22 protein-coding genes are annotated in these 23,543 nt (G+C 73.7%); 15 read left to right on the top strand and 7 right to left on the bottom strand.

What is annotated here, in order from left to right; all coding sequences use genetic code 11:
• Positions 1 to 57 precede the first annotated feature (57 nt).
• The gene (locus tag ABZY91_RS24120) at positions 58 to 339 is read right to left on the bottom strand and encodes an HPr family phosphocarrier protein (RefSeq protein ID WP_355405197.1); all 282 of its coding nucleotides are present in this window, start codon (positions 337 to 339) and stop codon (positions 58 to 60) included.
• A gap of 355 nt (positions 340 to 694) precedes the next feature.
• Here ABZY91_RS24120 and ABZY91_RS24115 point away from each other — a divergent pair, with 355 nt between their 5' ends.
• The 4 genes from ABZY91_RS24115 to ABZY91_RS24100 all read left to right on the top strand — a co-directional run bounded on the left by ABZY91_RS24115 (position 695) and on the right by ABZY91_RS24100 (position 6,195).
• Positions 695 to 3,448 (top strand): GNAT family N-acetyltransferase, encoded by a 2,754-nt coding sequence (locus ABZY91_RS24115; RefSeq protein WP_329882683.1) that lies wholly within the window; start codon positions 695 to 697, stop codon positions 3,446 to 3,448.
• Between the two features lie 93 nt (positions 3,449 to 3,541).
• Positions 3,542 to 4,141, top strand: coding sequence for a DUF5998 family protein (locus ABZY91_RS24110; RefSeq protein ID WP_329950043.1), 600 nt, complete (start codon positions 3,542 to 3,544; stop codon positions 4,139 to 4,141).
• A 173-nt stretch (positions 4,142 to 4,314) separates the two neighbouring features.
• Positions 4,315 to 5,499: a nucleotide pyrophosphatase/phosphodiesterase family protein gene (locus ABZY91_RS24105; RefSeq protein WP_355405196.1), complete on the top strand. Its 1,185-nt coding sequence runs from the start codon at positions 4,315 to 4,317 to the stop codon at positions 5,497 to 5,499.
• Between the two features lie 33 nt (positions 5,500 to 5,532).
• Positions 5,533 to 6,195, top strand: a complete 663-nt coding sequence (locus ABZY91_RS24100) for a thymidine kinase (RefSeq protein WP_329882663.1) — start codon at positions 5,533 to 5,535, stop codon at positions 6,193 to 6,195.
• A 57-nt stretch (positions 6,196 to 6,252) separates the two neighbouring features.
• On the opposite strand, the gene ABZY91_RS24095 is transcribed toward ABZY91_RS24100, so the two are convergent.
• On the bottom strand, positions 6,253 to 7,005 hold the full coding sequence (locus tag ABZY91_RS24095; protein WP_355405195.1) for a VOC family protein: 753 nt from the start codon (positions 7,003 to 7,005) through the stop codon (positions 6,253 to 6,255).
• 153 nt (positions 7,006 to 7,158) lie between these two features.
• On the opposite strand from ABZY91_RS24095, the gene ABZY91_RS24090 reads away from it, so the two are divergent.
• Positions 7,159 to 8,019, top strand: a complete 861-nt coding sequence (locus ABZY91_RS24090; protein WP_355405194.1) for a sulfurtransferase — start codon at positions 7,159 to 7,161, stop codon at positions 8,017 to 8,019.
• A 106-nt stretch (positions 8,020 to 8,125) separates the two neighbouring features.
• Here the strand turns inward: ABZY91_RS24090 and sepH are convergent, their stop codons facing one another.
• Entirely contained in the window at positions 8,126 to 9,202 is a 1,077-nt protein-coding gene (gene sepH / locus ABZY91_RS24085; protein ID WP_329882666.1) for a septation protein SepH, read from the bottom strand.
• A gap of 512 nt (positions 9,203 to 9,714) precedes the next feature.
• Between sepH and ABZY91_RS24080 the strand changes: the two genes are divergently transcribed.
• Positions 9,715 to 10,695, top strand: coding sequence for a hypothetical protein (locus ABZY91_RS24080; RefSeq protein ID WP_355405193.1), 981 nt, complete (start codon positions 9,715 to 9,717; stop codon positions 10,693 to 10,695).
• A 72-nt stretch (positions 10,696 to 10,767) separates the two neighbouring features.
• Here ABZY91_RS24080 and ABZY91_RS24075 read toward each other — a convergent pair whose 3' ends face one another.
• Positions 10,768 to 12,090 carry a D-arabinono-1,4-lactone oxidase gene (locus ABZY91_RS24075; protein WP_355405192.1) on the bottom strand — a complete coding sequence of 441 codons (1,323 nt, stop codon included), beginning with the start codon at positions 12,088 to 12,090 and terminating at the stop codon, positions 10,768 to 10,770.
• A gap of 92 nt (positions 12,091 to 12,182) precedes the next feature.
• Entirely contained in the window at positions 12,183 to 13,439 is a 1,257-nt protein-coding gene (locus ABZY91_RS24070) for an MFS transporter (RefSeq protein ID WP_355405191.1), read from the bottom strand.
• Positions 13,440 to 13,570: 131 nt separating this feature from the next.
• Between ABZY91_RS24070 and ABZY91_RS24065 the strand changes: the two genes are divergently transcribed.
• Complete coding sequence (locus ABZY91_RS24065) at positions 13,571 to 14,713, top strand: ferrochelatase (protein ID WP_355405189.1); 1,143 nt, start codon at positions 13,571 to 13,573, stop codon at positions 14,711 to 14,713.
• A 19-nt stretch (positions 14,714 to 14,732) separates the two neighbouring features.
• Entirely contained in the window at positions 14,733 to 15,566 is an 834-nt protein-coding gene (locus ABZY91_RS24060) for an inositol monophosphatase family protein (protein WP_355405187.1), read from the top strand.
• A 175-nt stretch (positions 15,567 to 15,741) separates the two neighbouring features.
• Here ABZY91_RS24060 and ABZY91_RS24055 read toward each other — a convergent pair whose 3' ends face one another.
• Positions 15,742 to 15,927: a hypothetical protein gene (locus tag ABZY91_RS24055; protein ID WP_030301315.1), complete on the bottom strand. Its 186-nt coding sequence runs from the start codon at positions 15,925 to 15,927 to the stop codon at positions 15,742 to 15,744.
• Positions 15,928 to 16,379: 452 nt separating this feature from the next.
• Here ABZY91_RS24055 and ABZY91_RS24050 point away from each other — a divergent pair, with 452 nt between their 5' ends.
• From ABZY91_RS24050 to ABZY91_RS24035, 4 genes are all read left to right on the top strand, one after another.
• Entirely contained in the window at positions 16,380 to 17,033 is a 654-nt protein-coding gene (locus tag ABZY91_RS24050; protein ID WP_329489897.1) for a response regulator transcription factor, read from the top strand.
• Positions 17,034 to 17,250: 217 nt separating this feature from the next.
• Positions 17,251 to 18,408: a HAMP domain-containing sensor histidine kinase gene (locus ABZY91_RS24045; RefSeq protein ID WP_329882684.1), complete on the top strand. Its 1,158-nt coding sequence runs from the start codon at positions 17,251 to 17,253 to the stop codon at positions 18,406 to 18,408.
• Between the two features lie 291 nt (positions 18,409 to 18,699).
• Positions 18,700 to 19,683, top strand: coding sequence for an acyl-ACP desaturase (locus ABZY91_RS24040; RefSeq protein WP_355405185.1), 984 nt, complete (start codon positions 18,700 to 18,702; stop codon positions 19,681 to 19,683).
• Between the two features lie 597 nt (positions 19,684 to 20,280).
• Complete coding sequence (locus ABZY91_RS24035) at positions 20,281 to 20,580, top strand: DUF4193 domain-containing protein (RefSeq protein WP_327681335.1); 300 nt, start codon at positions 20,281 to 20,283, stop codon at positions 20,578 to 20,580.
• Positions 20,581 to 20,835: 255 nt separating this feature from the next.
• Here the strand turns inward: ABZY91_RS24035 and ABZY91_RS24030 are convergent, their stop codons facing one another.
• On the bottom strand, positions 20,836 to 21,285 hold the full coding sequence (locus ABZY91_RS24030; protein ID WP_329882673.1) for a DUF3093 domain-containing protein: 450 nt from the start codon (positions 21,283 to 21,285) through the stop codon (positions 20,836 to 20,838).
• Positions 21,286 to 21,420: 135 nt separating this feature from the next.
• Here ABZY91_RS24030 and ABZY91_RS24025 point away from each other — a divergent pair, with 135 nt between their 5' ends.
• From ABZY91_RS24025 to ABZY91_RS24015, 3 genes are all read left to right on the top strand, one after another.
• Positions 21,421 to 21,999, top strand: coding sequence for a PaaI family thioesterase (locus ABZY91_RS24025; protein ID WP_329950060.1), 579 nt, complete (start codon positions 21,421 to 21,423; stop codon positions 21,997 to 21,999).
• Complete coding sequence (gene dut / locus ABZY91_RS24020; RefSeq protein WP_329882674.1) at positions 21,996 to 22,463, top strand: dUTP diphosphatase; 468 nt, start codon at positions 21,996 to 21,998, stop codon at positions 22,461 to 22,463. The genes ABZY91_RS24025 and dut overlap by 4 nt, the downstream gene beginning before the upstream one ends.
• A 69-nt stretch (positions 22,464 to 22,532) precedes the next feature.
• Positions 22,533 to 23,336, top strand: coding sequence for a DUF3710 domain-containing protein (locus tag ABZY91_RS24015; protein WP_329882675.1), 804 nt, complete (start codon positions 22,533 to 22,535; stop codon positions 23,334 to 23,336).
• The last annotated feature ends 207 nt before the right edge of the window (positions 23,337 to 23,543 follow it).

Genomic DNA, 23,543 nt, shown 5'->3' with positions numbered 1-23,543 from the left:
AGCCCGGGCCCCCCGACCAACGGGGCCCGGGCTCCGGCGCGTGCGGAGGCGGTCGGCTCAGGCCGCGGCCGGCAGCTCGTCCAGGCCCTCCTGGACGAGCCGGGCCAGGCGGTCCAGGGCCTCGTCGGCGCCCTCGGCGTCGGAGGCCAGGACGACCTCCTCGCCGCCCTGGGCGCCCAGGCCGAGCAGGCCGAGCATGGAGGCGGCGTTGACCGGCTTGCCGCCGGGCTTGGCGATGGTGATCGGCACGCCGGTGGCGGTCACGGCCTTGACGAAGACGGAGGCGGGACGGGCGTGCAGGCCCTCGGCCCAACCGATGGTGACGCGGCGCTCAGCCATGAGACGTGCCTTTCCGGTAAAGCTGGTCATGGCCGTGATGGGGGAATCGGCCATGTTGTCTAGACCAGTGTTGCATGCAGCCGACCCCGGCGAGGAGCTGCGTTCGGGACTTGTGATTGTTTCTTTCGGGGGCATAACCGGCGCATAACCCCCGGCCAACGGCCGTGTCCACCCTGCCTCGTGCGCACGCCCGGCGCCATTCGGCTCGCCGCCGGATAACCTGACGAATGTGGACGACTCCGCGGCACCGCCCCCCCAGCAGGACCAGCAGGACCGGCCGGTCCGGCCGGGCGAGAAGGACCGGCAGCACGGCCGGCCCGCCGAGCCGGACTACCCCCAGCACTGGGAGGCGGACATCCTGCTGCGCGACGGCGGCACGGCCCGGATCCGGCCGATCGGCACCGCCGACGCCGGCCGCCTGGTCGAGTTCTACGAACAGGTCTCCGACCAGTCCAAGTACTTCCGCTTCTTCGCGCCCTACCCCCGGCTCTCCGACAAGGACGTCCGCCGCTTCACCCACCACGACTTCGTCAACCGGGTCGGCCTCGCCGTCGTCGTCCGCGACCGCTTCATCGCCACCGTCCGGTACGACCGGATCGACGCCGACGGCCGCCCCTCCGAGACCGGCACCGACGCCGAGGTGGCCTTCCTGGTCCAGGACGCCCACCAGGGCCGCGGCGTCGCCTCCGCCCTGCTGGAACACATCGCCGCGGTCGCCCAGGAGCGCGGCATCCGCCGCTTCCAGGCCGAGGTGCTGCCCGAGAACCGCAAGATGGTGAAGGTCTTCACCGACGCCGGTTACACCCAGCACCGCAGCTTCGCCGACGGCGTCGTCCACCTGGAGTTCGACCTCGAACCGACCGCCGCCTCGCTCGCCGTCATGCGGGCCCGCGAGCACCGCGCCGAGGCCCGGTCCGTCCAGCGGCTGCTCACCCCGCGCTCGGTCGCGGTGATCGGCGCCTCCCGTAACCCGCAGACCGTCGGCCGGGCCCTGCTCCGCGACCTGCTGGCCGGTTCCGCCGACGAGGACCGGCCCGTCTACGCGGTCAACCGCAACGCCCCGCCCGGCACCGAGCTGGACGGCGTCCCGGTGCACCGCTCGATCCTGGACATCCCCGGGCCGGTCGACCTCGCGGTGATCGCCGTCCCCGTCTCCGCCGTCCCCGCGGCCGTCGCCGAGTGCGGCGCGCACGGCGTCCAGGGCCTGGTGGTGGTCACCGCCGGTTACGCCGAGACCGGCCCCGAGGGCCGCGACCGCCAGCGCGCCCTGGTCCGCCAGGCCCGCGCGGCCGGCATGCGGGTGATCGGCCCGAACGCCTTCGGCCTGATCTCCACCGACCCCGACCGCCCGCTGAACGCCTCGCTCGCCCCCGTCCTGCCCGGCCGGGGCGGCTTCGGCGTCTTCTGCCAGTCCGGCGCGATCGGCGTCGCCCTCCTGGAGTCCGCCCACCGGCGCGGCCTCGGCATCTCCTCCTTCGCCTCGGTCGGCAACCGCGCCGACGTCTCCGGCAACGACTTCCTCCAGTACTGGGCCGAGGACCCGTCCACCGACGTCGTCCTGCTCTACCTGGAGTCCTTCGGCAACCCGCGCAAGTTCACCCGGATCGCCCGCCGGCTCGCCCAGGCCAAGCCGGTGGTCGTGGTCAAGGGAGCCCGCCACACCGGCAGCCTCCCGCCCGGTCACGCCGTCCCGCCCACCGCCACCGGCCTGCGCGACGCCACCGTCGACGCGCTCTTCCAGCAGGCCGGCGTCACCCGGGTGGAGACCATCACCGAGCTGTACGACACCGGCGAACTGCTCGCCCTCCAGCCGCTGCCGCCCGGCGACCGGGTCGCCGTCGTCGGCAACTCCGACTCGCTCGGCCTGCTCACCCACGACGCCTGCCTCTCCGCGGGCCTGCGCCCGCGCACCCCCGTCGACCTCACCACCGCCGCCACCGGCGAGAACTTCCGGATCGCCCTGGACACCGCGCTGGACGACCCGGCGGTGGACGCGGTGATCGCCGTCGCCATCCCGCCGATCGGGACCTCCGCGCACGCGTTCATGGGCGGCCGGCTCACCGGCCCGGACGACCCCGAGGTCGGCTCCGACGACCCCGAGATCGCCGCCGCCCTGCTGGAGGCCGGCACCCGTGCCCGGGCCCTGGGCAAGCCGCTGCTCCTCGCCCACCTGGCGCTCACCGACCTGCCGTCCCGGCTGCGCCCCGGCGGCATCCCGGCCTACCCCGCACCGGAACGGGCCGTGCACGCGCTGGCCCACGCCGTCCACTACGCCGACTGGCGCCGCCGGATGGCCGAGGCCGAGGAGACCGCCCGGGTCCCCGAGCTCGACCGGATCGACGAGGCCGGCGCCCGCGGCCTGGTCGAGGCCGCGCTCTCCACCCGCGCCGCGATCGCCGCCCGCACCCAGCCCGGCGGAGCCCGGATCACCCTGCCCGACGCCGACACCGTCGCGCTGCTCGCCCGCTACGGCATCGACGTCTCGCCGACGCTGCCCGCCCCCGACGAGGAGACCGCCGTGCGGGCCGCCGCGACCCTCGGCTACCCCGTCGCCCTCAAGGCCACCGCGCCGCACCTGCGCCACCGCCCCGACCTCGGCAGCGTCCGGCTGGACCTGACCGGCGAAGCCGGGCTGCGCCGTGCGCACCGGGAGCTGGACGCCCTGCTCGGCGGCGCCGCCGAGGCCGCGCTGGTGGTGCAGCGGCTCGCCCCGCGCGGGGTCGACACCGTGATCGGGGCCACCGTCGACTCGGCGGTCGGCGCGATCCTCTCCTTCGGCCTGGCCGGTGCCCCCGCCGAACTCCTGGGCGACGTCGCCCACCGGCTGGTTCCGGCCACCGACCAGGACGTCGCCGGGCTGGTCCGCGAGGTCCGCGCGGCCCCGCTGCTGTTCGGCTGGCGCGGCGCCGAGGCGGTCGACACCGGCGCGCTGGAGGAGCTGCTGCTGCGGGTGTCCCGGCTGGTCGACGACCTGCCGGAGGTCGCCTCGGTGGATCTCGAACCGGTGGTCGTCGCCCCGCACGGGCTGGCGATCCTGGGGGCGCGCGTGCGGATCGCGCCCCTGCCGGTCCGCAGTGATCTGGGTCCGCGCGCGATGAGCACGCTGTAACCTTCCTTGGTTGCGTCCGGACCGCGGGCGCCGTTGTCCGAAGCTCGGCGCCGTGCCGCCCGCTTCGTCGGCGGACCATGCCAGGATGGAGTTATGGCGAAGACCGGTACCACCACCACGCAGGACCTGCGCTCGGCGATCGAACGCAGCGGCTACTACCCGGCCCTGGTGTCCGAGGCGGTGGAGTCCGCGGTGGGCCCCGAGCCGATCAGCTCCTACCTGGTGCACCAGGAGACCACGTTCGACGCCAACGAGGTCCGCCGGCACGTCACGGTGCTGGTCCTCACCTCCACGCGGTTCGTGGTGAGCCACACCGACGAGCAGTCCGGTGACGCGACCACCCCCGCCGTCCCGTACGCGACGACCTCCACCGAGAGCGTCCGGCTGGACCGGATCAACTCCGTCGTGGTGAGCCGGATGGTCGCCAACCCGGAGACCTACACCCCGGGCACCCTCCCGCGCGAGGTCGTGCTCACCATCGGCTGGGGCGCCGTCCAGCGCCTCGACCTCGAACCGGCCGGCTGTTCCGACCCCAACTGCGAGGCGGACCACGGCTACACCGGTTCGGCCACGGCCGACGACCTGTCCCTGCGGGTCAGCGAGGCCGGCGACGGCCCGGAGACGGTCGCCCAGGCGCTGGTCTTCGCCCGCGCGCTCTCCGAGGCGACGACCGGCGGCGGCTCCCGGGTCTGAACCCGGTTCCCGCCCGACCCCCGCCCGCCCGACCCCGAAGGACCGATCGCCACCGGACCGACCCGTACACCGGACCGATCCCCGCCGGACCGACCCGTACCGACGCACGCCCGGACGCGGCCCCGCCACCGCGCCCGTGACGCACCGGCCAGCCAGGAAGCCACCCCCGCCACATGCCCTTCGCCCCCGACGACTACGACGCCTTCGAGCTCCTCGACCCGGCCGCCGCCCCCGCGCCCCCCTACGGCAGCGGCTCGCTCTGCGACCTGCTGCCCTCGGTGGCGGCCGGCCTCGGCGTCCCGGGCTTCACCGCGACGCTGCCGATCGCGCCCGCCGACCGCGTGGTGGTCTTCCTGGTCGACGGCCTCGGCTGGGAGCTGCTGCTGCGCCACCCCGAGTACGCGCCGTTCCTCTCCTCGCTGACCTCCGGCTCGCTCGGCGGCACCGGTCGCCCGCTGACCGCCGGCTTCCCCTCCACCACCGCCACCTCGCTGGCCTCGGTGGGCACCGGCACCCCGCCCGGTCTGCACGGCCTGGTCGGCTACACGGTGGCCGTCCCCGGCGCCGGGCACCTGATGAACCAGCTCCGCTGGCAGCCGCCGACCGACCCGGCGGCCTGGCAGCCGTACCCGACCGTCTTCCAGCAGACCCACGCCGCCGGGGTGGCCACCGCCCAGGTGTCGTCCCCGCTGTTCGCCCAGACGCCGCTGACCAGGGTGGCGCTCTCCGGCGGCACCTTCCACGGCCGTACCACCGGCGAGGAGCGGATGGACCTGGCCGCCGCCTGGCTGGCCGAGCACGACCGCGCGCTGGTCTACACCTACGTCAGCGAACTGGACGGCGCGGGGCACCGCTTCGGCGTGGACTCCGACGACTGGCGGATGACCCTGGACGCGGTCGACCGGCTCGCCCGCCGGCTCGCCGAACAGCTGCCGCCGCGCTCGGCGATGTACGTCACGGCCGACCACGGCATGATCGACATCGCCCCCGAGGACCGCATCGACTTCGACGAGGACTGGGAGCTCGGCGCCGGGGTCGCCCTGCTCGGCGGCGAGGGGCGGGCCCGGCACGTCTACGCGGTCCCCGGCGCGGCCGCGGACGTCCACACGGTCTGGAGCGAGGTGCTCGGTGACCGGATGTGGGTGGCCACCCGCGACCAGGCGATCGCCGCCGGCTGGTTCGGCCCCGCGGTGGACGACCGGGTCTACCACCGGATCGGCGACGTGGTCGCCGCAGCCCGGGACGACATCGCGATCACCGCCTCCCGCAACGAGCCCGGCGAGTCCGCGATGATCGGCCTGCACGGCTCGATGACCCCGGTCGAGCAGTTCGTGCCGCTGCTCGAAGTCCGCAGCTGAACTCCCCCGATCCGAAAGGCCTCTGCACCACCCATGGCTGAACTGGTGTTCTTCTCGGGCACGATGGACTGCGGCAAGTCGACGCTCGCGCTCCAGATGGACCACAACCACGCCGCCCGCGGTCGGCAGGGGATCATCCTCACCCGTAACGACCGGGCCGGAAAGGCCACCATCTCCAGCCGCCTCGGCCTGCGCGCCGACGCGGTCGAGGTGGCCGACGGCTTCGACTTCCACGCGCACGTCGTGCAGCGGCTCTCGGCCGGCGGTCGGGTCGACTACCTGATCTGTGACGAGGCCCAGTTCTTCGCCGCCGAGCAGGTCGACCAGCTCGCCCGGGTGGTCGACGAACTCGACATCGACGTCTACACGTTCGGCATCACCACCGACTTCCGCACCCGGCTCTTCCCCGGGTCGCAGCGGCTGATCGAGCTGGCCGACCGGGTCGAGGTGCTCCAGGTCGAGGCGCTCTGCTGGTGCGGTGCCCGCGCCACCCACAACGCCCGGACCGTCGGCGGCGTGATGGTGGTCGAGGGCGCCCAGGTCGTGATCGGCGACATCTCGGTCCGCGACGACGAGGTCGGCTACGAGGTGCTCTGCCGCCGCCACCACCGCCGCCGGCTCACCGCCGCCACCGCCCGGGCCTCCGTCCTCTCCCCGGACGTCCTCCCCTTCGAGGAGCAGCAGCCCACGCTCTGAGGTGCACGGACCGACAGGTTCGCGGTCAGGTCACGTCAGGCCCCGGGTCGGGTCAGGTCAGGCCCGGGCTTCGAGCACCGAGAAGTGCCCGCCACGCGGGTCGGCCAGCCGGGCCGCCCGGCCGCGCACCGTCTCCTGCGGCGGGACCAGCACCCGGCCGCCCAGCTCCGCCGCCCGGCGGGCCGTCAAGTCGACGTCCTGCACGGCGAAATGGGACCGCCAGCGCGGCGGGTGGCCGCGCAGCTCGTCGCCGCGGCGGATCCCGGCCACCGGCCGGCCGCCCACCAGCAGCGCCGACCCGCCCTCGGCCGCCGCCGCCGACACCCCGAGCACCGCACGGTAGAAGGCCGCCGCCCCGTCCGCGTCCGGGGTGAGCAGTTCCGCCCAGGCCGGGCCGCCCGGCTCGGGTCCGGTCTCCCGGCCCGGGTGCTCCTCGCCCTGCCAGAGCCCGAAGACCGCGCCGGAGACGTCGGAGGCGATCGCCAGCCGCCCGGCCCGCTCGGCCTGCAGCGGCCCGACCGCGACCGTCCCGCCGCACTCCCGCACCGACTGGGTCGCCCGGTCGGCGTCGTCCACCGCGAAGTACGTGGTCCACTGCACGGGGAAGCCCGTCACCGAGGACTCCCCGAGGCCGGCCACCGACTCCCCGCCGAGCCGGGCCCGGACGTACTCGCCGAGCGGGCCGGGGCCCGGCGCGAAGTCCCAGCCGAGCAGTTCGCCGTAGAACGCCCGGGAGCCGGGCAGGTCGTCGGTCATCAGGCTGACCCAGCACGGGGTGCCCTGGGCCAGCCGGAGTGTCACCGCGGGCATGACAGTCTCCTCACGGGCGGTAGGCGCACGAAACGGCGCAGTGAGGGTGATGCTTCCACCGTGGCGTGCATCGAACCCTCGGGCCGCGCGGAAAGTCCGGCAAAGACCGGACAAAGAGCGCCGGCCAGGTCGCGCTGCGCCAGAATGGCCGCCATGACGACCCATCACGATGATTCCCCGCTGGTCTCGGTGACCGACCTGCGGGCGGCGCTCGACTCCGCGCACCCGCCGGTTCTGCTCGACGTGCGCTGGCAGCTCGGCGGCCCGCCCGGCATCGACGACTACTCGGCGGGCCACCTGCCCGGCGCCCACTTCGTGTCCCTGGACACGGATCTCGCCGCCCCGGCCGGCCCGCCCGGCCGCGGTGGCCGTCACCCGTTGCCCGACCCGGAGGCGTTCGGCGCCGCCCTGCGGGGCTTCGGCGTCAGCGCCGACCGCCCGGTGGTGCTGTACGACGGCGCGACCTCGCTGGCCGCGGCCCGCGCCTGGTGGCTGCTGCGCTGGGCCGGCCACCCGGACGTCCGCGTCCTGGACGGCGGTTTCGCGGCCTGGCAGGAGGCCGGCCTGCCGGTGACCACCGAGGCACCGCCCGCCGGGGAGGGCGACTTCAAGCCGGTCCCGGGGCAGTTGCCGACGGTCGACGCGGACGGCGCCGCCGTCTGGGCCCGTGAGGGTCTGCTGCTGGACGCCCGGGCGGGGGAGCGCTACCGCGGCGAGACCGAGCCGATCGACCCGCGTGCCGGGCACATCCCGGGTGCGGTCTCGGCGCCGACCACCGAGAACGTCGGCCCGGACGGCCGCTTCCTGGCGCCCGCCGAACTCGCCGCCCGGTTCCGGGCGCTGGGAGCGGGGGAGCGGGGGACGGCCGTCTACTGCGGCTCCGGGGTGACCGCCGCGCACCAGATCCTGGCGCTGGCGGTGGCCGGCCTGCCGGCCACCCTCTACCCGGGCTCCTGGAGCGAGTGGTCCGGTGACGAGACCCGGCCGGTCGCGGTCACCGACCAGCCGGGCTGATCCCGGGCCCGGCCGACGCCACCCGTGACGGGTGACGGGTGACGGTGTGACGAAGGGGCGGGAGGCCACGGCCTCCCGCCCCTTCGTCACACCGTCGTGCCCGGTGTCACTCCTGCTTCTTGCGCCGGCTGCCGAAGACGATCTCGTCCCAGCTCGGCACGGTGGCCCGGCGCCCGGGCCGGACGCCGTCCGCCTCGGCCTGCCGGTCGGTGGTGCCGACCAGTCGCTCCCGGTGCGGCGCGACCGCGCGCGGCATCAGGATGTCCGCGTACGCGGAGCCCGCGCCGACCGCCGGAGCGGCGGCCGCCGGTTCCTCGGCCTCCTCGGCGACCTCGGCGGGCATCGGCTCGACCGGCGGCGGGGCGCCCACGGCGAGGTCGCCCCGGAACGCCGGGACGACGTCCAGCAGGCTGGTCAGCGAGTCCCTGGCCTCGGCCGTCGCCTCGCGGGACTCGCGCACCTCGCGGGACGACATGATCCGGTCCGCGGAGGGACGGTCGATCATCGGCCGCAGCGGCCGGTCGTGGGGGAGCCGGGCGATCCGCGGGATGAACGGGAAGACCGACTCCTCCTCGCGCTCGACGTTCTCGCCGATCAGCGCGCGGGCCTCGTCGTCGTTGGGCTGCACCAGGCGCCGGGGCGGGTCGTACGTCCAGGCCGCGCTGCGGCCCTCGCCGTCGGCCCGGTAGGAGAGGATGACCTCCCACGTACCGTCGTCGCGGCGCCAGGAGTCCCAGCGCTCGGTGTCCTTCTCCGCGCCGCGCAGCGCCAGCCGCTCGGCCACCGCCTCGCCCAGCTGGGGGCCGGAGGACTCGCCGTGCCGGCGGATCGCGGTCTTCCGGGCCCGCTCGGCCATGAAGGCGCGCTCGGCCAGGACGGGACCCTCGAAGCGTCGGACGCGGTCGACGGAGATGCCGGCCGCCTGCGCGACCTCCTCGGCGGAGGCACCGGCTCGTATCCGGGCCTGGATGTCCCGAGGACGGAGGTGGCTCTCCACCTCGATCTCGATCTGGCCGAGACGCGGACGGTCACCACGGATGGCGGCACGAAGCCGCTCGTCGATGGGAAGGGTGTACTCCGTGCTGTCGGCGGCCTTGAGCACCAGCCGTGTGCCGTCGTTGCTGACGGCCACAACCCGCAGTTCGGGCACGGTTACCTCCCGGGTGGTGCCTGCCGACGTCACCTGCGTCGCTGCTCCCGTACTGAGTGTGGCCTGCCCGCTCGCGACTGGCCACAACCTTGCTGAGTTCCCCGGCGTGTCGGGCTTACGCCCGGTCACGCCGCTGTGGCACGGTTGCCTTTTTGCCACGCCATCCGTCGACGTCGCGCCTGGGTGTCCCGGCCGTTCTCGCACGCGCAGTGAACGCGACGATCCGGGACGGGCGTCGCCGTGCGTGTCTGCACCGTGGCTCCTTGTCGGCTTCCCTGTTGATGGGTAGTCGACAAGTCGACCCAAGGCTCAGGCTTTACGAACAGTACTCCATTCGTGGCAACCAGAGGGGCGGCTCGCCGCTCAAGTCTCCCGCGATTCACGGGAATCTCAAGAGCGCACGACCTCAATGGCCGAGGATCACCCGGTGAACGGTGATCATCTTCACATATATCTCCCGCACAGAACCGCATTTTCGACCCTTGTGTCCTTCTTTGGGCAAGATGGAGTGACTTGTTCGAAAGACAGTCGTACTGACTTGAGGGATGTCGATGCCGCAGGAGAAGCCCGCCGGGGAGGACGGCAAGGAAGGTCGCAGGCGAATTGATCTGAGTGTGGCTCAGGTCGTGGCGAGTGCGCTGGCCACGGTGGTGGGGGCGCTGCTCGCGTCCGAACTCGGGGTCTACGGAACCATTCTGGGCGCGGCCGTGGTGAGTGTCGGCGCGACCACCGGCGGTGCGGTGTTCCAGCACGTTTTCAAAAGGACCGGCGAACAGCTGCGGGAGGCGGTGGACCGCACCGCCGCGCCGGGCCAGTTGGCGAACGGGCTGCGGCAGGCGACCGGACCGCAACCGGTGCCGGGGGTCTCCACCACCCCGTCCTCGACCCGGTCTTCCGAGCCGCCCTCCGCGGAGTGGAACGCCCCGCGCACGGTCCGGGCGCGTCGGCGCTGGACGTGGAAGTCGTACGCGACGGTCTCCGCGCTGGTCTTCACGCTCGCGATGGTGCCGATACTCGCGTTCGAGCTCGCCACCGGGCAGCCGGTGTCCGCGACGGTGAAGGGCGGGTCGGGTACCGGCACCTCGCTGGGCGGCACGGTCGAGCGGAAGCCACCGGCCCCGTCGGACGGCGGGCCGTCGGGTGGCGGACCCTCCTCCGTCCCCTCGCCCGTGCCGTCTCCCGGTGCGACCGGCGGACCGGGGGCCTCGCCCTCGGCGGGCAAGGGCGGCGGCGCCTCGGAACGCCCGAGCCCGGGAACGAGTCCGGGCGCGGGCACCGGGACGTCCGGCGCCACCGCGTCCCCCTCGGCCGGCTCCACGCCGGACCCGGGCGGGAGTCCGGGCGCGACGCCCTCCGCCCGTCCCTCCGGCGAGTCGTCCGCGCCGTCCGGGGGCGGGGCCTCCGCCGGTCCGTCCGGCGGTGCGACGCCGAAGCCCCCGGCCCCGGGTACCGCGGTCGTCCCGCCGGCGGCCACCAACCCGGCGGCTCCGGATCCGCAGCAGCAGCCGGGCGGGTCGGGTCAGTAGGGCCGGCCGAGAGGGCCGAGGCAGGCGGGTCGGGCAGTTCGGGCGGGTCGGGCGGGTCGGGCGGGGAAGCGGCTAGGCCCCCAGCACCCGGCGGAGGTGGTCGTTGCCGAACCGGCGGTCCGGGTCGACCTCGTCCCGCAGCGCGGTGAAGTCCGCGAACCGGGGGTAGGCCCCGGCGAGGTACTCGGCGTCCCGGGTGTGCAGCTTGCCCCAGTGCGGCCGCCCCCGGTGGGCGGTCATGAGCTGTTCGACGGCCGTGAAGTAGCCCTGTTCGGCGGTGCCCCGGTAGAGGTGGACGGCGATGTAGGCGGTGTCCCGGCCGTGGGCGGTGGAGAGCCAGAGGTCGTCGGCGGGCGCGAACCGCACCTCGACCGGGAAGCTGATCCGCCAGTCCGACCGTTCGACCATCGCCCTCAGCTCGCGCAGGACGTCGCCGACCGCCTCACGCGGCACCGCGTACTCCATCTCGGTGAACCGGACCGTGCGGGGGCTGGTGAACACCCGGTACGCGGTGTCGGTGTAGCTCCGGTCCGACCAGGCGCGGCTGGCCACCGCGGCGATGGTGGGCACCGCGGCGGGGAACCGGCGGCCGACCCGGCAGGCCCCCTCCCAGACGGTGTTGGAGAGGAAGTCGTCCTCCAGCCACTCCTTGAACCGGGGCAGCGGTGCGGCCGGCCCCTGGCTGCGGTTGTTCCGCTTGGTCGAGCAGCGGGACGTGTGCGGGAACCAGTAGAACTCGAAGTGCTCGTTGACGGCGGTCAGGTCGTCCAGCCGCTCCAGTACCTCGTCGAAGCCCATCGGCTGCTCGTGGGCGGTGAGGAGGAAGGCCGGTTCCACCGCGAAGGTGAGCGCGGTGATCACACCGAGCGCGCCGAGGCCGAGCCGGGCGCCCTCGAAGAGCCGCGCGTTCTCGGTGGGGGAGCACTGCCGGATGCTGCCGTCGGCGAGCACGATCTCCAGCCCGCGGAGCTGGGCGGCGAGCGAGGCGGAGTCCCGGCCGGTGCCGTGGGTGCCGGTACTGGTGGCGCCGGCCGCGGTCTGCACCTCGATGTCGCCCATGTTGGTGAGCGAGAGGCCGGCGGCGGCGAGCACCCGGTTGAGCCGGTGCAGCGGGAGCCCGGCCTCGACGGTGACCGTGCCGTTCTCCCGGTCGACGCCCCGGACGGCGGTCATCGCGTGCGGGCGGACCAGGACGCCGTCCCCGGCGGAGGCGATCGAGGTGAAGGAGTGGCCGGAGCCGACCGCCTTGACCGTCCGGCCCCCGTCGGCGGCGCGCAGGATCTCCTTGGCCAGTTCCTCCGCCGTCCCGGGGGTGACCGCCCGGGCCGGGTGGGCGCTCTGGTTGCCCGCCCAGTTGGTCCAGCGGGTACGGGCTGCGGTCCTGGCCTGGGGCATTGCGGCGCCTCCTGCTCCGTGGCCGAGCGGCGTCGGCGCACCTGGGTCCCTACCCGCGGGTAGCCCACGGGTAGGGAGGAGGGTAAGTCAGCTCACCGTTCGAGGTCTACGGTCTTGGCGGCGGGCGGCGTGGCCTCCAGCGCGGCCAAGCCGGTCCGCAGCCGCCCCGTCCCGATCAGCGCGGCGACCACGCCGAACGCCCCGGCGGTCAACGGCACCCAGTATCCGGCGGCCGCCCCGGCCGCGTCGACCACCCAGCCGCCGGCCGAGGAGCCGGTCGCGACACCGAGGGCGAGCCCCGTGGTCGTCCAGGTCATGCCCTCGGTCAGCTGGGCCGGCGGGACCAGGCGCTCGACCAGCGCCATCGCGGTGATCAGGGTGGGGGAGATGGCGATGCCCGCGATCAGCAGCGCGCCGCCGACCGCCACCAGTCCGCCGACCCCGCTCACCGACTCGGCGATCAGCAGCAGCGGCACCATGCTGACCGCCATGAACACCACCCCGCCGAGGAAGCGGCCGGCCATGGAGCCGGTCAGCTTCAGCGTCCCGAACACCACCCCGGCCAGGCAGGAGCCGAAGGCCCAGAGCGCCAGGATCACGCTGGAGATCGCCGTGTGCCCCTGCGCCTTCGCGTAGGCGACGGTGACCACCTCGACCGAGCCGAAGATCGCGCCGGTCGCCACGAAGGTCAGGATCAGCACCTGGAGGCCGCGGTTGCGGATCACCGGCGTGCCGGTGTGCCGGGCGGAGGGGTGGACGGGCGGCTCGGTGCTCCGCTGGGCGGCGAACAGCACCACGCCCACCGCGAGGAAGACCCCGGCGAGCAGCACGCCCGCCTCCGGGAACACGGAGGTGGCCAGGGTCACGGCGAGGATCGGGCCCACGATGAAGCAGACCTCGTCGACCACCGCCTCGAACGAGTACGCGGTGTGCAGCCGCGGCGCCTGGTCCCGGTACAGGTGCGCCCAGCGGGCCCGGACCATCGCCCCGGCGCTCGGCATCACGCCCATCCCGGCCGCGAACACGAAGAGCGTCCAGACCGGAGCCCCCAGCCGCGCGCAGATCAGCAGCCCGACGGCGGCGGCGACGGTGATCGCGGTGGCGGGCATCAGGATCCGGCGCTGTCCGTGCCGGTCCACCAGCCGGGAGACCTGTGGCCCCAGGACGGCCGCGGACACCGCCATCGTGGCCGACACGAGGCCGGCCACGCCGAAGGAGCCTCTGAGTTCGGAGAGCATCGTGACGATGCCGATCCCCGTCATGGAGATCGGCAGCCGGGCTATGAATCCGGTGGACGAGAAGGCCAGACTGCCGGGTGCGGCGAAGATCTGGCGGTAGCTGGACAGCACGGGAGCTCCGCAGGGGGGTAAGGAACGAGACCGGTAAGGACAGCCTACGAACCTTGGCAAACTGGATTTTTCCGGGCACCCGGGGCGGCCCCGCCCCGGGCGGTCCGTCCCGCAGTGGCAGGATCGGTGCCATGTCCGACGCGCGCAACACCTCCCTCACCGGCGCCGCCCCGTACGACGCGCTGCTGCTGCTCTCCTTCGGCGGGCCCGAGGCCCCCGAGGACGTCGTCCCGTTCCTGGAGAACGTCACCCGGGGCCGCGGCATCCCGAAGGAACGCCTGCGGGAGGTGGGCAAGCACTACTTCCTGTTCGGCGGCGTGAGTCCGATCAACGAGCAGAACCGCGAGCTGCTGGCCGCGCTGCGCAAGGACTTCGCCGAGCACGGCCTCGGCCTGCCGGTCTACTGGGGCAACCGGAACTGGGCGCCCTACCTGGTCGACACCCTGCGCGAGGCGGTCGCCGACGGGCACCGCCGGATCGCCGTCCTCGCCACCAGCGCCTACGCCGGGTACTCCGGCTGCCGCCAGTACCGGGAGAACCTCGCCGACGCGCTGGCCGAGCTCGCGGCCGAGGGCCTGCCCGTGCCGGCCGTCGACATGCTGCGCCACTTCTACAACCACCCCGGCTTCGTCGAGCCGATGATCGACGCCACCCTGGACGCCCTGACCCGGCTCCCCGAGGACGTCCGGGACGGCGCCCGGCTGGCGTTCACCACCCACTCGATCCCGGACACCATGGCCGAGAGCTCCGGCGCCCCGGACGACCCGGCCCGCGGTCGCCCCGGCGGCGCGTACGTCGCCCAGCACCTGGACGTGGCCCGGCTGGTCGCCACCGCCGTCGCCGAGCGGACCGGCGTCCGGGACCGGCCCTGGGACCTGGTCTTCCAGAGCCGCAGCGGCGCCCCGCACACCCCGTGGCTGGAACCGGACATCTGCGACCACCTGGAGGCCCGGCACGCCGAGGGCGACCCGGCCGTGGTGATGGTCCCGATCGGCTTCGTCTCCGACCACATGGAGGTCAAGTACGACCTCGACACCGAGGCGACGGCCAAGGCCGCCGAACTCGGCCTGCCGGTCGCCCGGGCCGCCACCGTCGGCGCCGACCCCCGGTTCACCGCGGCCGTCCGCGAACTCGTCCTGGAGCGGGCCGCCGCCGAGCGCGGCGAGCCGGTGACCCGCCGCGCCCTCGGCACGCTCGGCCCCGGCCACGACGTCTGCGCGGTCGCCTGCTGCCCCAACCCGCGCGCCCCCCGCCCGGCCGCCGCCGAGCGCTGACCCCTCCGAGGAGACCTTCGTGACCAGCCCCGCCGTTCCCGGAACCGCCGCGCCCGACCCGGCCCTGCTCGACGAGCTGCTCGACGTCGCCCTGGACGCCGCCCGGCGGGCGGGCGCCCTGCTGCTCGACGGCCGGCCCGCCGACCTGGGCGTGGCCGGGACCAAGAGCAGCCCGGTCGACGTGGTCACCGAGATGGACCTGGCCTCCGAGAAGCTCGTCCTGGAGCTGATCGCCGAACGCCGCCCCAGGGACGGCTACCTGGGCGAGGAGGGCGCCGAGCGGGCCGGCACCAGCGGCGTGCGCTGGGTCGTCGACCCGCTCGACGGCACCGTGAACTACCTCTACGGACTGCCGTCCTGGGCGGTCAGCGTGGCCGCCGAGCTGGACGGGCGGGCGGTGGTCGGCGTGGTCCTCGCACCGGCCCGGGGCGAGCTGTTCCAGGCCGTGCTGGGCCGCGGCGCGCAGCTGGACGGCCGGCCGATCGTGGCCCGTCCGGCGCCCCCGTGGGGCCAGGCCCTGATCGCCACCGGCTTCAACTACGTCCAGCCGGTCCGGGTCCGGCAGGCCGAGGTGCTGCTGGCCCTGATGCCCGAGGTGCGCGACATCCGCCGGGGCGGCGCCGCCGCGGTGGACCTCTGTGACGTCGCCGCCGGCCGGCTGGACGGCTACTACGAGCGCGGGCTGGCCCCCTGGGACCGGGCCGCCGGCTGCCTGATCGCCGCCGAGGCCGGTGCGCTGGTCGGCGGCCGACCCGGCCACGGGCCGGACGGAGCGCTGACGGTGGCCGCCGCGCCCGGCGTCTACGAGCCGCTCCAGGAGCGCCTCGCCGCCCTGCGGGCCTGGGCCGACTGACCCGCTCCCGGGCGCGGCCGGCCAGGGAGCGCGTGCCGCGCCCGCTCCGGCCGGGCCCGCGGCCGTGCCGGGACAGCGAAGAGCCCTGGCATACGGGGGATGCCAGGGCCTGGGTTTTCGCACGACCCCCTCAGGGCCGCTGGTGCCGGGGAACCGGCGTCGGGTCGGTGGTCGGTCAGGCGGCGGTGCGGTGCCGTTCCAGCACCGTGTCCACGCCGTGTTCGGCGGCGAGCCGGCGGAGGTCGTCCAGCTCGGACTGTTCCACCTCGGCCAGGAATTCGTCCCCGGCCTCGATCGCGCGGTGCAGATCCTGCTCGGCGTTGGCGATGCGCTGCAGGATTCCGGCGGTGAAGGCGTCCATACGGGCCCCCTTACTGTGTCGGACGTGCACGGTCGTGCGTCCCCCGCCCCGAGGTCGTGGTGGCCAGCGGAAGCGTCCGAGCCGGGCAGTGAAGTCTCCGGTCGGGCGCGGAGACGGCCCTCGGCCGCTCCCGTGACGCCCCAGCCCCAGGGCCGGCGCGGATGAACGCACGGCGGGTGGGTGCGATCGGCCTACAGCCAGATCGCGGGTGTGCAGCTGTCCTCCCCGCCCCCGGGACGGGGAAACCTCCCCACGCGAGAAAGTTGCCCGCGTCACAGTCCAATCGGAGTGGTGGACACCCGAACCGTCACCGGACCGTTGCCCGGCGGCCGGCCGCCGCTGCCTCCGGGGCAGCTTATCGCTGCTTTACCGCAGGACCAGGCAGGATGGGGGGCACCGTCGGAGCCGTGCGTCCGCTTTTCCGGGGCCGGCCTGGAGAAGGGACAACGACCGTGCGGGTTCTCGTCGTCGAGGACGAGCAGCTGCTCGCCGAGGCAGTCGCCACAGGTCTGCGCCGCGAGGCGATGGCCGTCGACGTGGTGTACGACGGGGAGGCCGCGCTCCAGCGCATCGCGGTCAACGACTACGACGTGGTCGTGCTCGACCGGGACCTTCCGCTGGTCCACGGTGACGACGTCTGCCGCAGCGTGGTCGACCAGGGCCTGGCCACCAGGGTGATCATGCTGACCGCCTCCGGTGACATCAGCGACCGCGTCGAAGGGCTGGAGATCGGAGCGGACGACTACCTTCCGAAGCCGTTCGCCTTCAGCGAACTCGTCGCCCGGGTCCGGGCGCTGGGCCGCCGTGCGACCGTCCCGCTGCCCCCCGTCCTGGAACGGGCCGGCATCTCGGTCGACCCCGGCCGCCGCGAGGTGATCCGTGACGGGCGGCCCGTCCAGCTGGCCCCCAAGGAGTTCGCCGTCCTGGAGGTCCTGATGCGGGCCGGCGGAGCCGTCGTCTCCGCCGAGCAGCTGCTCGAAAAGGCCTGGGACGAGCACACCGACCCGTTCACCAACGTCGTGCGCGTCACCGTGATGACGCTGCGCCGCAAGCTCGGCGACCCGCCGGTGATCGTCACCGTGCCGGGCTCCGGCTACCGGATCTGACCGTACCGGCCCCCGCGGCCGGCCCCATCGCGCCCGCCGCCCCGGCGGACGCTCCGAGAGGACCATCATGACCACCCCGCCCACGGCCGGCGGGCCCTCCGGCGCGCCCGCCGGCGGGCGCGCCGCAGGACCCAGGGCCGTGCCGCCGAAGCCCGTGCACCCGCCGCGCGCCCCCCGGTTGCACCAGCCGCAGGACACCTACGTGCCCGGCGACGGCATGCTCGCCTGGCTGCCGTTCCGCCCCACCATCCGGATCCGGCTCACCCTGCTCTACGGCGGGATGTTCCTGATGGCCGGCGTGGTCCTGCTGATGCTCATGTACTTCTTCCTCCGCCAGGCCCTGCACGACGTCGCGCCGCCGCCCTTCATCTTCGAGAAGGGCACCACCGTCAACGGCGTGGTGATGACCCCCGAGCAGTTCAACCAGTTCCTCGTGAAGCGGCACGAGGCCGCCTCCAGCGCGGCCCTCAACACCCTGCTGCGCAAGTCCCTCACCGTGCTGGTCTGCCTCGCCGTGATCGCCTTCGCGGCCGGCTACGCGATGGCCGGCCGGGTGCTGCGCCCGCTGGGCCGGATCACCCGCACCGCCCGCGAGGTCGCCTCCTCCGACCTGCACCGGCGGATCGAGCTGGACGGGCCGGACGACGAGCTCAAGGAACTGGCCGACACCTTCGACGACATGCTCGACCGCCTCGACCACTCCTTCGACTCCCAGCGACGCTTCGTCGCCAACGCCTCGCACGAGCTGCGCACCCCGCTGGCGATCAACCGGACCCTGCTGGAGGTCCAGCTCTCCGACCCCGACGCCTCGAACGACCTCCAGCAGCTCGGCAAGACCCTGCTCGCCACCAACGAGCGCAGCGAGCAGTTGGTGGAGGGCCTCCTGCTGCTCGCCCGCAGCGACAACGAGCTGACCGACCGCCGTCCGGTGGAATTCTCCGAGGTGGCCACCAGGGCGCTGGAGCAGACCCGGGCCGAGGCAGGCAACCGCGAGGTCGAGCTGCGCGCCACGCTCCACCCGGCGACGGTCGCCGGGAACGGGGTGCTGCTGGAGCGGATCGCGCTCAACCTGCTGCAGAACGCCGTCCGCTACAACTCCGCCGGCGGGTGGGTCGAGATCACCACCGCCCCGGTGCCCGGCGGCGGCGAGCTCGTGGTCTCCAACACCGGCCCGGTCGTCCCCGGGTACGAGCTGGAGCACATCTTCGAACCGTTCCGCCGGGTGAAGGGGGCCGACCGGACCCGCAGCGACAAGGGCGTCGGCCTCGGACTCTCGATCGTCCGCTCGGTGGTCCGCGCGCACCACGGCACCATCGAGGCCACCCCGCGTTCCGGCGGCGGCCTCACGATGCGCGTGCGCATCCCCGGCGTCTGAGCCGCACCACCGGGCGCGCCGGGAGCGTCCGAGGGCCCTCCCGGCCCCGTCAGGGCCCTCCTGGCCCCTCCGTGGTCCGTACCGGCCGTCCGTGCCGCCCGGCCTCCGCGCCCCGACCGCTAGCCGCCCCCGTCAGGCTGTCAAGAAGACATAAGCCCTGGCGGGGGCGGCTTGTCTTTTCCGGCCCGAGCAACTTACGGTGTCGTAACCTACGCAACCGTAAGTGCGTATCCGACGCGCCCGTCCCAACGCGCCCGTCCCGCGCGTGCCCGTCCCCCAGGAGTCAGACTCGTGACCATCGCCCCCGTGCAGCGCAGCGCCTCGCTCGGTTCGAGCACCTGGACCGACGCCCGGCTGATCCTGGCCCTCGAAGAGGTCGTCGAGAAGGAACTCGACCGCCACCTGAAGGTCGCCAAGGAGTGGATGCCCCACGAGTTCGTCCCGTGGAGCCAGGGCCGGGACTTCGACGGCGTCCTCGGCGGCGAGGCCTGGGAGCTCGGCCAGTCCAAGGTGACCCCGCTCGGCCGGGTCGCGCTGGTGGTCAACCTGCTCACCGAGGACAACCTCCCGAGCTACCACCACGAGATCGCGACCATGTTCGGCCGCGAGGGCGCGTGGGGTGCCTGGGTGCACCGCTGGACCGCGGAGGAGGGCCGGCACGGGATAGCGATCCGTGACTACCTGCTCACCACCCGGGCCGTCGACCCGGTCGAGCTGGAGCGGGCCCGGATGTCGCACATGTCGGAGGGCTTCGAGTCCGACAACGCGCACAGCATGCTGCAGTCGGTCGCCTACGTGGCCTTCCAGGAGCTCGCGACCCGCATCTCGCACCGCAACACCGGCCACTTCGCCGGCGACCCGCTCTGCGAGCAGCTGCTCGCGAAGATCGCCAACGACGAGAACCTGCACATGGTCTTCTACCGGAACCTGCTGAAGGCCGCCCTGGAGATCGCCCCCGACCAGGCCATGCGGGCCATCGCCGACGTGGTGACCGACTTCCGGATGCCGGGCCACGGGATCCCCGGCTTCGAGCGTGCCGCCGCCCAGATCGCCATCGGCGGCGTCTACAACCTGCGGATCCACCTCGACGACGTGCTGCAGCCGGTGCTGCGCCACCTCAAGGTCATGGAGGTGGGCGGTCTCGGTCCGGAGGGCGCGCGGGCCCAGGAGGAGCTCGGCCTCTTCCTCGCCGGGCTGGACGCCCAGGCGACCAAGTTCGACGAGCGGCAGGCCGCGCTGCAGGCCCGCCGGGCGGCCCGCCAGGCCGCCAAGTAGCCGGCGCCCGCGCCCACCCCCCGGCCGGAGCGGCCGGGGTCCGACGGGAGCGGGGAACGGCCCTCCGCGCGGCCTCCGGACCGCCCGGAGGGCAGTGTGCCGGACACGAACTCGGGGGCCGGAAGGTCACGGACCGGGTCGCTCCGGTTGGGCGGATTTTCCACGTTTTGCCCGGGAAGATTCAGAACGTGACCAAGCTCACACCGTGTCGCTGCGCGATGCGGGCCGACCTCGGAGCGTGATCATGCCCGCGGCGTCGCCGATCGCTTTCCGTGAGCGGATCGATGATCGACTCCGGCGCGGAGGATTGACCCGCGTCCCTGGTGGGCAAGGGAATTCGCGGGCGCCGCACGGGCTTTTGATCACTCTCCGTGTCCGCCGCGCGGGCGTTCCGGCGGCTTGGCGATGGCCCAGCGTGAGGCCCCTCGCACCCGAGTCGATCACCCCAACGGACCCCCGGCTGAGTGTCGATTGAGTAACAGGGCTTGAAGTAAGGCAAAATCTCCGCCTCGGGTCGGGCACAAGACCGACCCCCCATGCGTTACGTGCGCTGGAGATACCGCACACACCGCACAACCCGGAGGGGGAGAGCGAAATATGGCTACCGACTACGACACCCCACGCAAGACCGATGACGAGCTCAACGAGGACAGCATCGAGGAGCTCAAGGCTCGGCGGAACGACAAGGGCGGAAGCTCTGTCGACGTCGACGAGTTCGAAGCTGCCGAGGGCATGGAGCTCCCCGGCGCGGACCTCTCGAACGAGGAGCTCTCCGTCAGGGTGCTGCCTCGGCAGGCCGACGAGTTCACCTGCATGAGCTGCTTCCTGGTCCACCACCGCAGCCAGCTGTACAGCGAGAAGAACGGCAACCCGATCTGCCGGGACTGCGGCGCCTGAGGACCAGGGCGGCCATGACTCGGGCCTCGCGATTTCAGCGAGACCGGTACAACGCCCCTTCCGGCCCCGGGCAGCGGGGCCGGACGGCAGCTCCGGCGGTCGCCGTGGCGGACGCACCAGTCATACGGTCATACGGAGATACAGAGGGACGGTCCCGCGAAGGCGGAACCGTCCCTCTCCGTTTTTCTGTTGTCCGCGCCCCGGCGGGGTCCGCTCGGCGGGCCCGCCCCCGCTGCGGCCCCGCTGCGGCCCCGGTCAGGCGCGGGCGCCCCGGCGGGCCTCGTCCAGGGCCTCGGCCAGCTTCATCGGGGAGCGGGTCGACAGGTAGAGGTACGGCGTCGGGTCGGCCGGATCGGTCACCTCGACCCGCAGCGCCGTCGGAACGTAGCTGCGCAGCAGCATGAACGCCCGGGGATCGGCCTTCGGCCCGCGCCAGGCCACGGCCTCGGCCGGGCTGAGCGGGTGGGCGGCGCCGAGGGCGTCCACCGGGATCCGGGCCGGGCCGGCCACCAGGGAGCCCTGGACCACCCGGATCCGGGCCGAGCCGTAACTGCTGATCGCGGCCGCACCTGCGGCGATGCCGACCACCAGTCCGACCAGCGCGCCCACCGCGCTGATTCGCAGCAGGGTCAGCGCGAGCGTGAGGCCGATCGCGACCGGGAACAACCACCAGGAGCGCGGCGCGGTGAGGCGTTCGTCGTACATGCCCCCATTGTGGGCGCCGCAACGGCCGGCCCTGGACGGCACCCCCGGTCCCGGCCCGCCTACCGGTCGGTAGGGTGGGGCGGCGTGACCGGTTCGATAGCCCCCACCTCGCCCTCCGTCCCGTCGGCGCCGGCCGTGCCGCGGTCGTCGACCACGCCGCCGCCGGAGGCCGTCCTCCCCGAGCGCGCCCCGGAGGCCCCCGCCCCGGGCACCCGGCTCGGCTCGCACTACGAACACTGCTTCGGCTGCGGCCCCCGGCACCCCACGGGCCTGCGGATCGACGCGGTGGCCGGCGAGGGCCTGGACGTCACCGGCGAGTTCACCGTCCGTTCCGAGCACCAGGGCGGCCCGGGTCTGGCCCACGGCGGCCTGCTGACCACCGCCATGGACGAGATCCTCGGCTCGCTCAACTGGCTGCTGCACGCCCCCGGCGTCACCGGCCGGCTGGAGACCGACTTCCTCGCCCCGGTACCGGTGGACACCCGGCTGCACCTCCGCGCCTGGGTCACCGGCGTCCACGGGCGGAAGGTCTACAGCGCCGCCGAGGGCCGGATCGGCGGACCGGACGGACCGGTCGCCGTGCGCGCGCAGGCACTCTTCATCCAGGTGAAGCTGGAACACTTCACCAAGCACGGTCGTCCGGAGGACATCGAGAAGGTCCTCGACGACCCTGACCTGATGCAGCGCGCCCGAGCCTTTGAGGTGAACCCTTGACCAGCACCCCCCGCCCGCCCCTGGACGTCCTGATCCGGCGGATCGACGCCGAGCTGCCGCTGCCCGCGTACGCGCAGCCCGGCGACGCGGGAGCCGACCTGCGGACCACCGTCGACGCGGAGTTGGCCCCCGGCGAGCGGGCCGTGCTTCCCACCGGTGTCGCCATTGCGCTGCCCGACGGTTACGCGGCGTTCGTTCACCCCCGGTCCGGCCTGGCAGCTCGTTGCGGTGTTGCTCTGGTGAACGCCCCAGGGACGGTCGATGCCGGGTACCGTGGAGAGATCAAGGTGATCGTCGTCAATCTGGACCCGCGCGAGGGGGTCAGCTTCCGCCGAGGGGACCGGATCGCCCAGCTGGTCATCCAGCAGGTCGAGAAGGCCCGCTTCCACGAGGTGGCCGAGCTGCCGGGGTCGGCACGCGCCGAGGGCGGGTTCGGGTCGACCGGCGGCCACGCCGCGGTCTAGGCTGCCCGCGGCCTCGCAGGAAGCCGAGCAGGTATTCGCATCGGTCTTGGACCGGGAAGGACAGTGACCGTGTTCCGTCGTCGCCAGAAGAGCGAGGACGCTGTCGAGCAGCTCGCCGACGACGCCATCAGCGCCGACGAGACGGCCGATGACGTCGAAGGTTCCGCCGAGAGCGAGAACGTGACCGACCTGGATCCGACGGACCGCGTCGGGCTGCCGCCGGCCCCGCGTCCGGAGGGGCCGTGGGACCACTCCGAGCTGGAGGATCCCGAAGAGGGCCGGGTGGACCTCGGGGGCCTGCTGGTCCCCGGTGTCGAGGGCATGGAGCTCCGGGTCGAGGTGGCCGGCGAGTCGATCGTCGCCGCCACGCTCGTCCTCGGCAACAGCGCCATCCAGCTCCAGGCCTTCGCGGCCCCCAAGTCCGAGGGCATCTGGGGCGAGGTCCGCGAGGAGATCGCCACCGGCATCACCTCGCAGGGCGGCGTGGTCGAGGAGGAGGAGGGCCCGCTGGGCTGGCACCTCCGCGCACAGGTCCCCGTCCAGCTGCCGGACGGCACGCAGGGTGTCCAGCTGGTGCGCTTCGTCGGCTGTGACGGACCGCGCTGGTTCCTGCGCGGCGTGATCTCCGGCCAGGCCGCGGTGCAGCCCGAGGTGGGCGGCATCCTGGAGCAGGTCTTCCGGCAGACCGTCGTCGTCCGCGGCGAGGGCCCGATGGCACCCCGCGACCCGATCGTGCTGAAGCTGCCCGAGGACGCGCAGATGGTCGCCGACGGCGGCGGCGCGGTCACGGGCGCCGGTGAGGGCGACACCCGCTACACCGGCACCTCGCTCGACCCGTTCGCCCGCGGCCCGGAGATCACCGAGGTCCGCTGAGCACCGCGATCGCCCCCGTCCGGACCGCCGGACGGGGGCGATTTGCATGTGACGGGCCGATCCCCGTACAGTTCCGGAGTCGCCGCGAAAGAGCGGGGACAAGCGGGAAAGCAAATCGGATGAATGAAACTCCGGAAAACGGAGCGGAAAACGTCTGGTAAGCTGGAAACACGAAAGAACGAAGCGCCCGGAGGGCCGGTGTGAAAG

The organism is Kitasatospora sp. NPDC002965 (assembly GCF_040611255.1).
Classification (GTDB): Bacteria; Actinomycetota; Actinomycetes; order Streptomycetales; family Streptomycetaceae; genus Kitasatospora.
The sequence above is the reverse complement of the archived record's forward strand: the minus strand, read 5'-3'. Positions and strand labels throughout refer to the sequence as shown.

Coding starts and splice junctions, on each gene's coding strand:
- ABZY91_RS24120 (WP_355405197.1), bottom strand. CDS start 339: ATGGCTGAGCGCCGCGTCACCATCGGTTGGGCCGAGGGCCTGCACGCC.
- ABZY91_RS24110 (WP_329950043.1), top strand. CDS start 3,542: ATGGCGAAGACCGGTACCACCACCACGCAGGACCTGCGCTCGGCGATC.
- ABZY91_RS24105 (WP_355405196.1), top strand. CDS start 4,315: ATGCCCTTCGCCCCCGACGACTACGACGCCTTCGAGCTCCTCGACCCG.
- ABZY91_RS24100 (WP_329882663.1), top strand. CDS start 5,533: ATGGCTGAACTGGTGTTCTTCTCGGGCACGATGGACTGCGGCAAGTCG.
- ABZY91_RS24095 (WP_355405195.1), bottom strand. CDS start 7,005: ATGCCCGCGGTGACACTCCGGCTGGCCCAGGGCACCCCGTGCTGGGTC.
- ABZY91_RS24090 (WP_355405194.1), top strand. CDS start 7,159: ATGACGACCCATCACGATGATTCCCCGCTGGTCTCGGTGACCGACCTG.
- ABZY91_RS24080 (WP_355405193.1), top strand. CDS start 9,715: ATGTCGATGCCGCAGGAGAAGCCCGCCGGGGAGGACGGCAAGGAAGGT.
- ABZY91_RS24075 (WP_355405192.1), bottom strand. CDS start 12,090: ATGCCCCAGGCCAGGACCGCAGCCCGTACCCGCTGGACCAACTGGGCG.
- ABZY91_RS24065 (WP_355405189.1), top strand. CDS start 13,571: ATGTCCGACGCGCGCAACACCTCCCTCACCGGCGCCGCCCCGTACGAC.
- ABZY91_RS24055 (WP_030301315.1), bottom strand. CDS start 15,927: ATGGACGCCTTCACCGCCGGAATCCTGCAGCGCATCGCCAACGCCGAG.
- ABZY91_RS24045 (WP_329882684.1), top strand. CDS start 17,251: ATGCTCGCCTGGCTGCCGTTCCGCCCCACCATCCGGATCCGGCTCACC.
- ABZY91_RS24035 (WP_327681335.1), top strand. CDS start 20,281: ATGGCTACCGACTACGACACCCCACGCAAGACCGATGACGAGCTCAAC.
- ABZY91_RS24030 (WP_329882673.1), bottom strand. CDS start 21,285: ATGTACGACGAACGCCTCACCGCGCCGCGCTCCTGGTGGTTGTTCCCG.